Here is a 15,446-nt window from a genome sequence, read left to right as displayed (position 1 = left end):
TCTTGTAGTCACCAGAATGGAAGAGCACATGCAAAACATCGTTGTTATTGGTCAAGGGTATGTGGGTCTTCCGCTAGCCCAGGCAGCGGCAAACGCCGGATTGAAGGTTACAGGTCTCGACCTGAACAAAGAAACGGTAGATAATCTCAATTCGGCGATCTCTCACATCGATGATCTGAGTGACGCGGATATTCAACTGATGCTCGATGCCGGCTACACAGCCACGACAGACTCATCAGCAATCGCGAGCGCAGATGTCGTAGTCATTTGCGTTCCCACCCCATTGGGAGAAGCCGGAAGTCCCGATCTAGGAGCCGTAGCGGGCGCAACACAGGCCATAGCTGAGCATATGACAGCCGGAACCCTTGTAGTCCTCGAATCCACGACGTATCCGGGGACGACCGACGAACTTGTACTGCCAATTCTTGAGACATCGGGGCTCGTCCTTGACTCTGACTTCTCGCTAGCCTTCTCCCCTGAACGAATCGACCCTGGGAACCCAATCTATGGTTTGCAGAATACTCCAAAGGTTGTCGGTGGCACCACCGAGAATTCCACTCAGGCGGCCACGAAGTTCTACGCACAATTCATAGATACCGTCGTGCCCGTGAAGGGCACGAAGGAGGCGGAGACAGCCAAGCTTCTTGAAAACACTTACCGGCACATTAACATCGCACTTGTGAACGAAATGGCCAAATTCTGCGACGAGTTGAACATCGACTTGTGGAACGTAATCGAAGCGGCAAAGACGAAGCCTTTTGGGTTTCAAGCTTTTTATCCAGGGCCGGGCGTCGGTGGCCATTGCATACCAATCGATCCAAATTATCTCAGCTATCAGGTACGTAAAGCACTCGGTTATCCGTTTCGATTCGTTGAACTTGCGGAAGAAATCAATAACAGCATGCCTAAATACATAGTTCAAAGGCTTCAAAATCTACTAAATAACGACGAGCGTGCGCTCAAAAACGCCAAAATTCTCTTGCTTGGCGTTACATACAAACCAAATATCGCTGACCAACGAGAATCCCCGGCCCTCCCTATCGCGCTTCTACTTCGCGAGAAGGGAGCACACCTCGCTTATCACGACCCACGAATTGAGAACTGGACCGTCGGTAGTGACACGCTAGCATGCGTTGAGGATCTATACGTCGCCGTAGATGACGCCGATATCGTTCTGTTGCTACAGAATCACAATGAATATGATGCGGATAAAATCAGTGAACGAGGCGCCGTTGTTTTTGACACCCGGGGTGCATCAACGAATCCAAATATCACGCGGCTATAAATCAAGACCACACAGGAACAGGTAGCAAATTGAAGATGGACCTAGGACGCAATCAGGTTGCAGCAGGAGCCGCGACGTTACTTGGCACGGTGCTAATCACAATCGGCTATTTGACGAGCATAGCTGGAATCCTAGTTGTCGGCCTAATTGCTATCACTTCGGGCTTCACAGTTTTAATGCTGTCTATAGCGCGAAACCTAAATCGCTTAAAACTACAACAAGACCGAGCGTTCAAGAAGACCAATGCAAGAATTACAAATTCGAACGAAAATGTGCCAAACATTGTTTCGATATCTACTCCAGCTAAAGCTCCCTACAAACCCCAGAGCATAACATCCGCTGACAATCCAGGTTTCGGCAGCACACGAGGGTCGAGCGGCCTGTACTATGGCGTAACGCCTGAAGCATACTATGGAGAAAAATTTCACAAGGATATATTTCTGGGTGAACGCTTCTGCCTCAGGACGAACAGCCGGCGCGCAAGAGAAATCGTCGCAATGAGTGCAACAAACTTGCAGTTCTCCTATCGAGAGACAATTCTCCTCATACGCGCTGTCGCGTCGTCTCGGGTAGACAACAACGTGGTCGCGATACTGAGCAGATGGTACCTGAAATCGCTGACCAGCCTCGCGAGAATCTTGATCAATCAGAATATTGATCGCTCGGATCTATCAGACGCTGTTGCCATTTATGGCGTAATGATCAAGTACTTCGGCGTGCGCTCGCTAACAGGCACTGATGTTGCATACTACCTAGAAGCCCTCGAGCAGACTGATGAACCCTTAGTTCTTCGCGCTGGCTTGAACCAGCTTAATGGGCAACTCAAAAATCCGGTGCAATCGAGTCTAATTCGATGCAATCTGGCTCTGCGGGAGGGCCTCTCAGTCTCGACCTCCGAGCAGCAGTGGCTCGAATCATTGAATGAAATGTATCGCGTCAATGGATTCACCAACTTGGCGTTGCACGACGATGGTCAAGATCTCGTTGATCGGCTCAGACCGGCGGAAACCGGCAAATCAATCGACGGGCCACTCGTATCTATTATTATGCCTACCTTCAATGGATCCCATTTCATTAGAACAGCAATACAATCTTTGCTTAATCAGACTTGGCGAAACTTGGAAATTGTTATTATAGACGATGGTTCAGACCCCCAGCACGTTGCAGCAATTCGGAAGTTGCGGGAACTTGACGATCGAATATGCATCGTTGAGGTGTCCACCAACGTCGGTGGATATGCCGCCAGAAATATTGGTCTGAGTCATATCTCGGGGAAATACGTCACTGTACACGACGACGACGATTGGTCCCACCCTCAGAAAATCGAAATTCAAGTTCAGCATATGATTCAGAACCCCGACGGTATTGGCAACATGTCCTATCAGACGCGAATTGCCGAAAACGGTACTTTTCTGAGAATTAACGATAACCCCAGTTTCAATCAAAAGAACTATTCTTCACTCATGGTACACATCGAGCTTTTCGATCGAGTCGGAGTTTGGGATGAAGTGAATCGAGGAGGAGATGCCGAGTTCCATGAACGAATTATCGCCATAATTGGGAGGCGCATAGAGGGAATAGAAACTCCTCCGATGTCTTTCACGAGATATCGTCTAGGGTCTCTCACCGCCGGGGAGATTCGTAAAGGGCATCTGGATCTAACTAGACAGACCTACTCGATCCTATTTTCTGGCTGGCACGAAACCCTGCGACAAGATGCTGGGACCCCACGCTTCGATCTTAGCGCTCGACCATATGCAATCCCAGAAGGAATGAAACCAGGGTTGCGCCACGCCCATCGAGGCAAGTTTGACGTAATATTTGTGACTGATTTTCGATTCTCCGGTGGAAACTCCACCCTAGTTTTGTCTGAAATCAAGGCCCTAAAGAACCTCGGATTGCAAGTTGCGATTGCGCAACTTGACTCCCCAAGCTTGCGTCGGCCGCGGCCTTTCAATTCTGTGATACACCGATATGTCTTAGAAACAGAAATACCAATAGTCGCGCTGACGGATTTAGTTGATACTTCAATTATGATAGCGCGGCATCCGACCGTGCTTCAGTTCGCAGACCGCATAAAATCGAACATACGAGCTGAAGTTGTATACCTAGTTGTCAACAACGTACCCATGAGCAAGAATGCAGTTGACTCATACTTCGACCTCGACACATGCATGACGAACGCTATTTCGGCATTTGGGTCGCCAGTGCTCATCGCGCCGGAATCAACACAAACCAGAGAATTATGTGCGATGTTATCGCCAGGCGTCGAATTATCCGAGCAGAATTGGCCTGGGTTTATTGACATCGCGGCGTTTTCGCCCAAATTAGAGAACAGAGAATGGAGGGACCGACCCGTAGTTGGGAGGCACTCTCGCGATCATCGATCAAAGTGGCCCGATACGGTAAGCGAATTCCGTGATGCTTATGGCAGGAACGAAATTTTCGATACGAAGATTTTGGGTGGTATAGACACAGTTCGGTCTGAATTACCTTCAGAAATTCGTGACAGTATAGAAGTTATTCCATTTGGCGGAATGGAACCTTCGGACTATCTAGGCACGATAGATTTTTGGGTTTATCAGCATAGCGCTTCACTCACGGAGTCATTTGGCATGGCCATCGCCGAAGCGATGGCTTCTGGACTGGTGGCAATCCTACCGCCCTACTTGGAACCAATGTTTAAAAATGGCGCAATTTACGCAGACGCTGCGGAAGTGCCGTCCATCATACAAGATTTTTGGGCCAATAAAGACCGCTACGTTGCTCAGTGTCGTGCGGCCCGGCTCGTAATCGAGGATCTCTACTCAGAAGGTAGTTACCAAGAAAAGATTCAAGGCATTCTTCGAGACACTCGTGAAGCAACGCCATCGGAGGATGAATGGCTACGCAGATAAATATCTTCATTTTTGGAAGCTGCGTCTCGCGGGACGCCATTGGCTATTTACCAGCCGATTCTTACTCGTTGTCGAAGTACATAGCACGGCAGTCGCTGATTAGTTCGTTCTCGCCGTCGTTACGCGATCATCCTGCGCTAAAATCAACAAACTTAGATTCGGGCTTTCAACAGGAGATGCTGAGGGGCGACTTCGAGTCGTCCTTAGTAGCAGAGTTGTGCGACAACGCACATCAAATTGACCTTTTGCTCATAGATCTTGTGGATGAGCGTGGCGGTGTGTATGTAAAGGACGACGGAAGCGTCATATCTAATTCCCTAGTTGTCCAAACCAGCGGAGCCCTAAACCTTGCGTCTGAGAATTATCGATTGGTCCGCTTCGGCTCCGATGAACACTTCAGCCTTTGGAGCAATGCCTTCGACATGTTGGTTGATTTGCTAGGCAAAACCGGTCTAATTGGCCACTTGATACTGCTAGATAATCTGTGGGCACGTGAAACTATTCAAGGCGAAACGTTTCCTCTGTCAGAGGGGGGAGTAGATCCCAACTTGATGAATGATCGGTTTCAGCGATATTACTCTTATGCTCGCGAACACGTGGGTGAAGCAGTAGTGAAAGTTCCTGACATTCTCTGTGTCGCTGACGCCAAACATAAGTGGGGGTCCGCGCCGTTCCACTATTCCGATCAGTTTTATTTCTATGTCAGTCACCAAATCCGTCGACGATCTGAAGGCCTGAATGTCTCCTCAAGTTAGCTCGAGCGTCGCTACTATAACACGCGGGCGTGAATATTCTTTGGAATTTGCCAGCCGCACAGACCACCTATTTCAGTCTGTTGTTCAAACTGGGAATTTTTACGAGTCGAAGATGTTGGACGCTGTTTTCCCCTTTCTTCGGGAAGGCGATCTGGTTATAGACGTCGGAGCGAACGTTGGTAATCATTCGATCTATTTCGCAGGGGAGGCTGGATGTCGAGTTCTCGCTTACGAACCAGTCGCTGAGGCCTACGAGCTGCTCGAGAGGAACATTAGCGCCAATGGTGTCGGTCACTTGGTTGGATCTAGGAACTATGCTTTAGGGGAGTCCAGATCTTGGGCCTCAGTTAGTTTTCAAAACAATGAGAATCTGGGAGCGACGTCTCTGCGGGTGCAGGGGACGACCTCGGGGATCGCAGTTCGACGCCTCGATTCTATTCCCGAGCTGGCTGATACTTCAGTTCGGTTGATAAAAATCGATGTTGAGGGGATGGAGATTGATGTCATAAAAGGTTCATTTGAAACTCTCGATCGGGATAAGCCGATCGTCGTATGCGAGTGCCAAACTGAACCGTTGTTCGATGAGGTAGCAGCAAATCTGGCGATGTATGGTTATAAAGCGACAGAATGTTTCAATTCAACCCCGACCTATATATTTCTCGCGAAAGATTTTTGTGAGTCGTCGGATTACTCCATGGGTGAGTACTGGCAAGATGCGGTTCTCAGAAATAGCAGAAGGAACCAGGAATTGTCGAGCGAACTTCAACGTCTGCGTCGCCTTTTCGATCTTTCTCAGCGGAAGTAATGATCGCTTGATTATCAGTTTTGAAGAGCGACGTGGCCTCTACGGACCGGATCGGTCTTTGACCGTTTGGCGCCTCAGGAAGCGATCAACCAGGCCCCTGCTACGCTGCCGGAGTAAGCCTGTTGGTCTTTTTGCCCCGATGAGTATTTGAAGCTTTGAGCGCCACCTGTTCGTGCGGTTCAGCGCCGGGGTTCGTGCGAGAGAGCGCCAGCGGTCGCGTGGCCTTGGCGCCGCTGACGCCCTCCGTGACAAGTTGCTAGTAGTACTTTGTTAGGTTGGGGCGTCCGTGCGTTCTCAAAGCCCGGCCATTGGAATGGCGGCTGGAGGGCCAGGTGGTCGCCATCGCGCCGTCCGCAGCATTCCGCAAAACGCTGCGGATGTGGCTGCCCCCTCACCGCAGTCAGCGTCGATGCCTTCCATTGAGCATGCTTGGGAACGCCATGGTCAACCGCGGTCCGACAGCGCCTGACCCCAGGACTCCTGATGTGGCGACGGAATTTGTGTAGGGCTTAGGTGGGGTTTTTGATTTCGTAGCGCAGGATTTGGTTGGTGCCGGGGTACCTGGTTTTGCTGTTGGTGAGGTGTTCGCAGAGCTCGGCGGCGGCGGTGGTGGCGCGTTGGGTGGGTAGCGGGTCCAGGCGGATGGTCAGCTGTCCGGGGATGGTGGGGTCGATGTCGCCGCTGGTGGTGAGGATCTGGTGGATGAGGGTGTGTGCTTCATCGTTCGCGCAGGCGTAGGTGGTGTTGATCCGCAGGTCCCTGGCCAGCGCGGTGACGGTGTTGAACGCGGCGATCCTGATTGCGTGGGTCAGTTGCTTGGTTTCGGTGTCCAGGACGAGTTGGTCCGGGGCGATATCGCCGAGCCGGATGCGGGTGGGGATGGCGCGGTGGGCCGCTTTGGCGGCCTCGTGGTCCTGTTCGGCGGCGCGCAGCGGCGCGGTGATTGTGTTATGGGTTTGATTGCTGATGGTGATGGTGCTCCTGCCGGGCTCCGGGGTCCGTGCGGCGAGCAGGCCGGCATCGGTGGTGGCCACGGCGTTCTCGTAGCGGGCGCGGGTGGCGAGTACTTTTTGGTGCGCGGTTTTTTTCGCCGGGTTCGGGACCATCCGGTCGGGATCGTCATCGCTGGTTGTGTAGGAGTCGTGGGCGTCGAGGTCGAAGTGCATGCGGGCGTAGCGGAAATGGTTTTCCTGCCGCCAGCGTGAGCCCATCCGGTAAAGCAGCTCACCGGGTGCCAGGTCGGTCCGGGTGGTGAGCAGGTGGATCTGGCGTACGGCGCCTTTGCCGTTGTCGATCAGCCGGGTGATCTGACGCATGGTGAAGACTTCGCCGTTCTTCCTTTCCCCGACCGGCAGGTCCGCCGTGGTGTCGGCGGCAACCCACCGGTGGGTGCGCCCGGTGTCATCGGTGTGGCAGATGCCGGTGAACAAGTTGGCGGGGATGTCGGCAATGTTGCCCTTGCGCCAGGTGAGCACGTCGAACCCCTGGGCGTTCATGTGCTGGAACAGGGCCGGGGACCAGCCGCCGCGGTCGAAGCCGACCAGGATCCGCCGGTTGTCGCCGACGGCCCGGCGCATCTCTGGCAGCAGGCGGCGCAGTTCCATCGCCAGCGAGGCACCGGGTTCGGCCATCACCACCAGCACGGGGTCACCATTCGCGTCCGAGACCCAGGTTTCGACGGTGGCCGGGGCCGGGAACTTCAACCGGGTCGAGTGCGCCTTGCCGATTTTCCGGGTGCCCTGGTAAGCGCGTACGTGCCCGTCGACGTAGAGTACCGCGGCCAGGTCCTGGTCCTTGCCGGCCTGGAGTTTCAGTGCCGCCATGGACGCCAGCAATCCGGCGGTCTTGCCGGTGGCGGCCAGCTGCCCGATCCGGCGGCGGATGGTTTTGACCTNCCGGCGCCCGGTCCAGGCCCAGGACCCGTCCCAGCACGTGCGGGTCGATCCGGGTGGCGCCCTCGGCCCGTGATTCTCCCGTCAGGGTCCGGAACACGGCCTCGCACAGTACGGTGTCCAGGCCGTAGAATCCGTCCGGCAGCGCGCCGAAGGTCTGCCTGGCGCAGGAGAGCAGCCCGGTCATCTGCAGTGCCGGCAGTGCCAGGAACAGTCCGGCCAACGGTACCCGCGCCGCGGGTTCGAACACGGGATCTGCCTGTTCGATGAGCCCGGCGCGGGCAGCGGCGCGTCCCGTGGTCCTGGCCTCCGGCGCCGGCAGCACCGGCAGGGCCGGCGTTGATTTTCCGGGAGCCTTGGTTTGCCTGCCGGTGGTTTCCCTGCCGGTGGTTTCCGGTCCCGCGGCCCTCGGCTGCAGGGCGATGGTCCGGCGGACCGTGCCGTCGGAGACCCCGACGGCCGCGGCGATCCTGCGGAACGTTTCCCCGGCCCCGCGGCGGTGGAGGATCTCGGCTTGAATATCAGGGGTCACCCGGGAGGGGCCCTTCGGCCCGCGCTTGTCCTGGACCAGTCCCATCAAGCCGTCGGCCGCGAGCTGTTTGCGCCACCGCCACAAGGTCACGTCCTCGACGCCGAAGGCAACGGCAACATCGACCACCGACGCGGTCTTCGTCAGCGTGAGTTGGACCGCTGCCAGCCTGCGCAGCCCGTCCTCGCCCGCGTCCCAGGCATGGACCAGGCCGCCGTGGACGAAAACCCGGCCGCCGTCGGCATCCTCGACCAGGGCCGCCGCGGCCCCGACCGGTACCGCGCCGGGTTCGGCGACAAAGGGAAGCGTGGGCTGGGCAGTCATCACACCCATCTTTCCACCCCTCCCGCATCAACAATTTACTTACATCAATTATTGCTCAGAATGGTCAAAATTAATAGAGTTCACCCCAAAAAATCCCTGACAACCATCAGGATCCCGTCAAACGACAAGTGGCTATGTCAGGAGTCCTGGACCCAAGAGAGCAACCGTGGGCAGTTACGTGTCTTGCAGGTGACGACCGATGGCCAGCGCAGCGAAGGCAGCAGTTAGGTGGTCATCATTCCGGATGGACCACACACCCTCAAGGCTGAACTTCGCTTACCAATAGCATCAGGGAACTACAGAGTCGGGCGCCATCATTGCGCGTTGACGCAGGGCCCATCGTTCTTGGGCTCCTTGTTCGAAACCTAGGGCGGACATCGCTACACTCCAGTTCGGTGCGTTGTCGATCAAACCGCGGAGTAGATCAGTCACGATGGGACCATCTGGCATGACGTGTCGCGGACCGGTATCGACCAGATGTACCCAGACGCGATCGTTGCCTTGCGCCGCTCGGAGATACGGCAATAAATTACCTTCGAAATACGGGGTGTCCTGAACGTTCTGGATGTACGCAACTGTGTTTGTCTGCCCATTAGTGGGAATTGATGCGGTGACGGGCAAACGGGTTTCAAGCTCTGTTACAGGAATATCCGGAAACGCGCCGGGGGCCAACCTATGGAACTGAGTCGGCTTATTAAGTAATTCGACGCGCGGATTCACGCATAGGGTGACGGACTCGGGAATCTGGAGTCCGTATAGCAGGGCCCCGAATCCACCGGCAGACGCGCCGAAGAGCACGGCTTGTCCTTCTACGCCGGCTTTAGTCGCGTGGTTTACGATATCGGGTAAGTAATCCCCAATTCTATGGTTCGTGGTCCCCAAGAACCATCCAGTGGCTGGTCGGCCCTCCATCGCGAAATTGGGGTCGGACATGGACAAATGGTTTACCTTCAGGCCAATCGCCGTTTTTTCGCCAGGGAAAACGGGATAGGTGTCCCATCCCTTCACCGGGAGCGCCGAGGCAAACGTCACGAGGGTGGTTTCTGATCCGCGGTTACGGAAGAGCGCGTGAAATACTCGGTCACCGATGGCAATTTCAGAAACGCCTTCACGGATGGGTGTCGTCAAAAAGTCTTCGACGGATTCGTATCGGTGAATCTCTTCCGGTTCAAACTGAGAAATATCCAAGCTGCGTTGCATAACGAATATCCTACAAGTAGATGGCCCACATTGCCTACTAGCCACGGCAGTGACGAAGTGTAAGTCCTCCATTTCCAGAAAGCCCAATGGAACCACAGATGTGGCTTTGATGATATGTCCATGTTGGCTATCACATCGTCGAATTGGATCGACAAAACTAGCAAAATCGCCACTGCAGCGGCGAAACCGAGGGCAGTTCCCTTCGAGCCAGTCTGATATCCGATGCGCGCCAGAAATTTGTCAATACCTCAATACAGAGAGGCCTTGAGCCCAGTTACGGGACCTACCGAGACATAGCGATGATGTCTATTGCCTCTGCCGCACCGTCGCCAATCTTCAACTCGCTCAGACGCATCTTTATCAAGTCTCTTGTTTCCAAATCGGACAAAGCGTGAATCGCTCGTTCCAACTCGGTAACGTCAGCCGCCATCAATCCAAGCCCTTTTTGATTCATACCCTGCGCTCGGCGAACTTGGTCATCGGTACTGGTCTGGTAATTTGGAACCAAGACACAGGGCAATCTGTGGACGAGTGCTTCGTGGATGGAATTATAACCAGCCGCAAATACTCCGAATTCAAATACCTTTAGAAATCGCGCCAGCGGATACACCCGGATTGAGACTGCTCCAGGCGGATGTTGTAGCGATGGCGAAGACAGCGGTGAGAAAGCCACGACAGCGCGCCATTGCTTGCCGAGACCTGTAACTGTCTCGATCGCGCGCTGACGAATGTCTTTGATATCGTTGATTGTCCCAGCACCCAACTGGATGAGAACGTAGGAGAACGCAGGATCAAGATCAAGCTCGCGCAATAATTCGTTCCTACTAGCCAATACCGAACTATCACCTATTGTAATAGGCGAAACCATCATCGGAACGTTCCGCTCGTATACATTCAACATGGGGCCCAAATTGTCGATATCGTGACCCACGTCCGCAGGTTCAATTATCTTGTCCACATGGCTCATAGGTGAGGCTAATTGAGAACAGTCTCGACCTCCCTTCCAAAGCCCGCGCCGCAGCCAAATCAACTCCACGCCATGTCGACGGCAGGCTTGCGTAATTCCCCGATACACCCAAGTTCCATCAAACACCACCGTATCCACACTATTATGCCTGAGGGCCGAATCCACAATCTTAGAAAAATAATGATGCCACTCCTGCCAGTCAACGCCTAGCTCGTCCTTGCCCATTGGAGTGAGTACGTCGAACCCAGCCTTTTTGACCACATCGGACTGCTTCGCCAGCGACAGGAACGCCGACTGAAATCTCGGCTTTCCTTTCATCGCTATCGCCAAACATCGAGTTAGGTGTCCCATGCCCGCACCGTTGCTAGTCACAAACAGCACGCGTTGAACTTCGCTACCGTTCATTCTCGTCGAGAATGTGATACTTGACGGTGGGACTAATGGATTTGCGCCAAAGTCCAGGCCCTCAGCAATTCGGATTAAGAGATCCAGTTTGCTTTCCAACGCAGATATTCGAAGATTGATTTTGTAATCGTGTCGGGATTCATCAGCCCTAACCAGAGCAATAGTATCCCCGATTTTTCGACCGAGCGCACCTCGAAGTCTGAATAGATAATACAATATCACCGCGAGTATGCAAATAATCAAAGCAACTGAGAAAATTTCAAATAGATCTCGAGAAATAGCATGAATAAACAAAAGAGGCACACAGATTGCTAGTGTGGTGAAGACACTAAAAATAGCCAATTTTGATTTAGCACTCACCCCCTAATCAACCCCGACTATTCTTGAGAGGGGTAGTGTTAGCAAAAAGACCGCATGCGTCGATAGTTTCAGCCCATTGGACTTCATCCTTTAACATTTCCTGAAACTGAGTGTGCTTCACAAGAAATAGAGCAAGATCGCTCTCTGCTGGAACATATTTTTTCATTAGACTCAAGTTGGCGTACCCGCGAAGCTGCTCCGGAAGTGCCTCGATATGTGGTTCTACTATTGTGATTGGCAGAGAGTGGACCGCCCGAGCGATCTCGTAAGCTATTTCCAACGCGGGGGACTCTCGCAAGTCGTCAATGTCCGGCTTGAATGTGAGTCCAAATATCGTAATCGACTCAACTTTTTCGTGTTTGACGCAGTCGAGAGTTTTCTGTACAACGTGCTTTGGTTTCGCATCATTTACCTCACGGGCAGCGCGAATAAGTATCGACTTTTCAGGTGCAGCATCCACGATGAACCAAGGATCTACGGCAATGCAGTGCCCGCCCACTCCCGGACCCGGTCGGAGAATCTCTACTCGAGGATGGTGATTCGCTAACCGTATTAGTTCCCAAACGTTTAAGTCTAGTTGATCACATATCATTGATAGTTCATTTGCAAATGCTATGTTCACGTCTCGATACGAGTTTTCGACAAGTTTTGCCATTTCCGCAGTGGCAGCGTCGGTGATATGAATCTCGCCCTGACAAAATACTTCATACAACTCTTTCGCGAGCAGTGCCGCCTCCGACGTTATCCCACCGACAATCCGGTCGTTTGTCACAAGCTCGATCATCACTCGGCCGGGAAGGACGCGTTCCGGACAATGAGCGAGGTGTAGGCGGGCCCTTCCATTGTCCCCCGTCAAACTAAGGTCAGGACGAAGCTCAACCAGGTATTCTCCCAAGTGCTGAGTTGCTCCCGGAGGCGACGTCGATTCCAGGATAATTAACTCTCCACCTTTTAATTTTGGAGCTATCCCTCGCGCCGCTGCATCGATATAGGAGAGATCTGGGCTCTTATCCAATTTGAACGGGGTTGGCACGGCAACAATATAGGCTCTCGATTCCGGAGTTTCAGTGGAGGCCGAGAGATTCCCTTGACCCACCGCCCCTGTGACGTAAACGCTAAGATCAGGTTCGGCAAAAGGAACCTCCCCACGATTAACTGCCTCAACGGTGGATCGATTAATGTCGACACCCACCACCCTAATTCCATTGGTTGCCAATATTGCAGCAGTGGGAAGTCCGATATAACCGAGGCCGATTACAGCAACTGATCCGATTGAATTCACTGATTTAACCCCTATATTGATACATGAACCCTAGGTAGTCCGAAGAACTTTACATCTGCAGATGCCAGTAACTTCTCTGTCTCGACATCCCAGGTGTGACCACTATCTTTTCTGTACTGGAAATAGTTAAATCGATCCGATGAGTAGACAGATCCGCCCGCCGCACTAACGGTCTGCAGAAAGCGTGTGTCTTCGCCCGTCATCACAGCTTTGAACGGATATTGAGTAAAAACGCTGCGATCGCCCATTAGCGTAGGCCCCATGACCATTCTGGTAAACCGATGCTCCCTGTGTGCGAAACGCAGCATCGTTGCATCTTTGGATTCAAGATACATATAGTGCGCCTGCTTACCCACTATGGTTGCGCCGGAATAATTCAGTGCGTGCAACTGGTCTGAAAGATAATTAGGACCATAGAAATCGTCGTCATCCATTTTCGTGACGACTTGCCCGCCAGCCACCGCTACACATCTATTGAGACACTCACCGAGGCTGACCTCGCGATCCGCCGTAAGCAGGACGAAGTTGCCTACACCGAACTGCTCAGCAAGAGTATCAATGGTCGTACGTTTGGGGGTAAACCCATGCGTAAGCAGAACGAGCTCCGCCTCGACGTCCATCTGTGATCCGAATGTCCGGAACACATGCTCCAACTGGTGGGGTCGAATAGTTGAAACCAAGGCGGAGATGGCTGGTTTAGCAACCGGCTGTGCGCGATGCCCAAGGACCGACCCCACGACCGTCTCCGCACGGTGCGCGTAGGTGTGGTGCGACCATATCGTTCTCTGTGCCTTGTGAACTAGCCGGTCGGCCAGCTCCGAGTTGCGAATGAGGGCAAGCGCCATGTGACTCGCCTCCTCGCGTTCGCTGACGCAGACAAGCTCGTCTCCGGTGAAAAAATTCCGAATGGCTTCGCTGGGCGTGCTCAGGACCGACCCGCCCGCGGCAGTGATTTCGAAAATTCGCCGCGCACACATGCTCGGCGAGTCGACGACCGAATTCACGTTCAGGAAAACCTTATACGCTTTGTACGCAGTGAGCATCTGTTCGTAGCTCAGCGATCCGACCACATGCCCGTTGTACTGATCCGGAAACTGATAGCGTTCTTCACCCCCCAACTGGCGGGAAAAGATTTCCAAACCAGTCTCCATTCGGGAATTAACGTCCAGAGCACCGCCTAATACAATGTCCAGCTGCTCGCGGCGTTCGGGATACTTGTTCGCAAAGTACATTCCAGCGAACGCGATGTCCCGCTCCCGGAAACCGAAACGCGGCCGGACTGGATTGTGGATGGCCGGTTGTGCCGCAAAAGGGAGTGCGTAGACCCGTTCATGGCCCAGTGCTTCTATGTAGTCCACGATTTTGTTGGAATCGCTCGTAAAAACTACGTCAAACTTTCGCGCCGCGGGAAGAAAGTCATTGTAATGAGGCGGGTCTTCCTTGTTCCACAACACTGTTGGAATGGCATGCTGATTACACCAAGCCATCAGGTCGAGAAAGTCTTGCTTCGGGCCCGATGTTCCAGTCAGCTGATATTTCCACTGTGCTTGATTACCCGACCACGCAGACTCTACGAATAGAAAATCAACTGCGTTTTCTTGCAACTGTTCCATCCACGAGTGACGGGTCAAAGCAATAGTATTCCACTCATACTGGAACGCCAACGTGGAAAAGTCGTCGAGTATCACCGCAACTGTGAGATCCGTGCGCCGGGGTTCCCTTGCGACCGGCTTGGCTGGAGTGAACTGTAGCGTTCTGTTTCGTCCGCGCCTCGCCCAGCCCCCCTGAGCGCCGTGGACATTCTCCAGTCGACGCATTCCGAGTTCAGCCTGTCGTCGCGTGCTAAATACGCGAAGCTGGCGCAATCCGCCTTTGCGCAAGTGCCAGATGCTCCGGCGAAGATTGGAGATAAGTGCCGGCGTGGGGCTCATGCGCTTCTCCGGCCTGGCGTGCGTTCTAGCACCTGGGTAGCGATCAACTTCTGACGGGCCTCCAACCGCATTTTAGATGCAGTTTGGTTGTTTCCTTTGGAAAGGTGCCTAGCGAACCCCGCATATGCACCGGTCACTTCTGCCGGGTTGCCGTCCATGAGCAGGTCCCCTTGATCCAGCCAGATCACGCGCGTGCACATCTCAGTGATTGTCTCAAGACTGTGGCTCACCAAGAAAACGGATCCAGCTTGCAACCGTAACTCATCCATCCTGCGCTTGCTGCGGTCCCGAAACTGTGCGTCGCCCGTGTTTAGCGCCTCATCAATAAGCAGGATCTCGGGGTCGATGCTGGCTGCGATTGCAAAACGCAATCTGGAGGACATACCTGCCGAATAAGATTTCATTGGCAGGTGAATGGACTTATCCAATCCGGACAGGTCAACTATCGAGTCAAACCGCTCGCCTATCTGGTTCCTCGTCAGACCCATGGCTAGGCAGCCGAGGACGATATTGTGATCTCCGGACAGCTCCGGGACTAAAGCGGCATTCACTCCCAACATGATGGGAATGCTCGATGCATAGACCGCGCCGGTGGTCGGATTACTTTGCCCGCTGATCAGCCGCATCAATGTGCTCTTGCCGGAACCATTTCGCCCTACGATACCGACGGACTCGCCACGTTCAACCACTAAAGACATCTCGTTGAGCGCATAGACCGACACTATCGGTGACTCGCCAATAGATCGTCTCATTCGTCCAAGGATTCCGGTCCGGCCCGCGGTGGCCCTGACCTCTGTGGAATGCACCCGATACG

The 15,446-nt window shown here is 53.7% G+C and carries 10 protein-coding genes and 1 pseudogene; 4 read left to right on the top strand and 7 right to left on the bottom strand.

Annotated features, from left to right (window positions below; translation table 11 throughout):
- The first annotated feature begins 28 nt into the window (after nt 1–28).
- The 4 genes from Y708_RS0110555 (at nt 29) to Y708_RS0110540 (ending at nt 5,742) form a co-directional block, all read left to right on the top strand.
- Entirely contained in the window at nt 29–1,285 is a 1,257-nt protein-coding gene (locus tag Y708_RS0110555; protein WP_028279915.1) for a nucleotide sugar dehydrogenase, read from the top strand.
- A gap of 35 nt (nt 1,286–1,320) precedes the next feature.
- Nucleotides 1,321–4,182: a glycosyltransferase gene (locus tag Y708_RS0110550; protein WP_081746694.1), complete on the top strand. Its 2,862-nt coding sequence runs from the start codon at nt 1,321–1,323 to the stop codon at nt 4,180–4,182.
- Nucleotides 4,167–4,937 carry a DUF6270 domain-containing protein gene (locus Y708_RS0110545; RefSeq protein WP_028279913.1) on the top strand — a complete coding sequence of 257 codons (771 nt, stop codon included), beginning with the start codon at nt 4,167–4,169 and terminating at the stop codon, nt 4,935–4,937. The genes Y708_RS0110550 and Y708_RS0110545 overlap by 16 nt, the downstream gene beginning before the upstream one ends.
- Before the next feature lie 112 nt (nt 4,938–5,049).
- Nucleotides 5,050–5,742 (top strand): FkbM family methyltransferase, encoded by a 693-nt coding sequence (locus Y708_RS0110540; RefSeq protein ID WP_216699771.1) that lies wholly within the window; start codon nt 5,050–5,052, stop codon nt 5,740–5,742.
- 509 nt (nt 5,743–6,251) lie between these two features.
- Here the strand turns inward: Y708_RS0110540 and Y708_RS0110535 are convergent.
- From Y708_RS0110535 to Y708_RS0110505, 7 genes and pseudogenes are all read right to left on the bottom strand, one after another.
- A complete protein-coding gene (locus Y708_RS0110535) occupies nt 6,252–7,577 on the bottom strand; it encodes a putative transposase (RefSeq protein WP_343212964.1) in 1,326 nt (441 codons plus the stop codon).
- Between the two features lie 70 nt (nt 7,578–7,647).
- Nucleotides 7,648–8,211, bottom strand: a pseudogene (locus Y708_RS31505) (putative transposase); the annotation flags it as partial.
- 564 nt (nt 8,212–8,775) lie between these two features.
- The gene (locus tag Y708_RS0110525) at nt 8,776–9,687 is read right to left on the bottom strand and encodes a hypothetical protein (protein WP_028279909.1); all 912 of its coding nucleotides are present in this window, start codon (nt 9,685–9,687) and stop codon (nt 8,776–8,778) included.
- Between the two features lie 283 nt (nt 9,688–9,970).
- Complete coding sequence (locus tag Y708_RS0110520) at nt 9,971–11,419, bottom strand: glycosyltransferase family protein (protein WP_155853811.1); 1,449 nt, start codon at nt 11,417–11,419, stop codon at nt 9,971–9,973.
- Between the two features lie 7 nt (nt 11,420–11,426).
- Nucleotides 11,427–12,701, bottom strand: a complete 1,275-nt coding sequence (wecC, locus tag Y708_RS24270; protein ID WP_035775957.1) for a UDP-N-acetyl-D-mannosamine dehydrogenase — start codon at nt 12,699–12,701, stop codon at nt 11,427–11,429.
- 11 nt (nt 12,702–12,712) lie between these two features.
- On the bottom strand, nt 12,713–14,632 hold the full coding sequence (locus tag Y708_RS0110510; protein WP_028279907.1) for a glycosyltransferase family protein: 1,920 nt from the start codon (nt 14,630–14,632) through the stop codon (nt 12,713–12,715).
- On the bottom strand, nt 14,629–15,354 hold the full coding sequence (locus Y708_RS0110505; protein WP_253905769.1) for an ABC transporter ATP-binding protein: 726 nt from the start codon (nt 15,352–15,354) through the stop codon (nt 14,629–14,631). The genes Y708_RS0110510 and Y708_RS0110505 overlap by 4 nt, the downstream gene beginning before the upstream one ends.
- Nucleotides 15,355–15,446 lie beyond the last annotated feature (92 nt).

Source organism: Arthrobacter sp. H5 (assembly GCF_000520595.1).
In the GTDB taxonomy this organism is placed as follows: domain Bacteria; phylum Actinomycetota; class Actinomycetes; order Actinomycetales; family Micrococcaceae; genus Arthrobacter_D.
Note: the sequence above shows the minus strand (reverse complement) of the source record. Positions and strands in the feature narration are given on the sequence as shown.

Excerpts from the sequence above, each read along its gene's own strand:
- Y708_RS0110550 (WP_081746694.1), top strand. The coding sequence starts at position 1,321 with ATGGACCTAGGACGCAATCAGGTTGCAGCAGGAGCCGCGACGTTACTT.
- Y708_RS0110525 (WP_028279909.1), bottom strand. The coding sequence starts at position 9,687 with ATGCAACGCAGCTTGGATATTTCTCAGTTTGAACCGGAAGAGATTCAC.
- Y708_RS0110510 (WP_028279907.1), bottom strand. The coding sequence starts at position 14,632 with ATGAGCCCCACGCCGGCACTTATCTCCAATCTTCGCCGGAGCATCTGG.
- Y708_RS0110555 (WP_028279915.1), top strand. The coding sequence starts at position 29 with ATGCAAAACATCGTTGTTATTGGTCAAGGGTATGTGGGTCTTCCGCTA.
- Y708_RS0110545 (WP_028279913.1), top strand. The coding sequence starts at position 4,167 with ATGGCTACGCAGATAAATATCTTCATTTTTGGAAGCTGCGTCTCGCGG.
- Y708_RS0110540 (WP_216699771.1), top strand. The coding sequence starts at position 5,050 with ATGTTGGACGCTGTTTTCCCCTTTCTTCGGGAAGGCGATCTGGTTATA.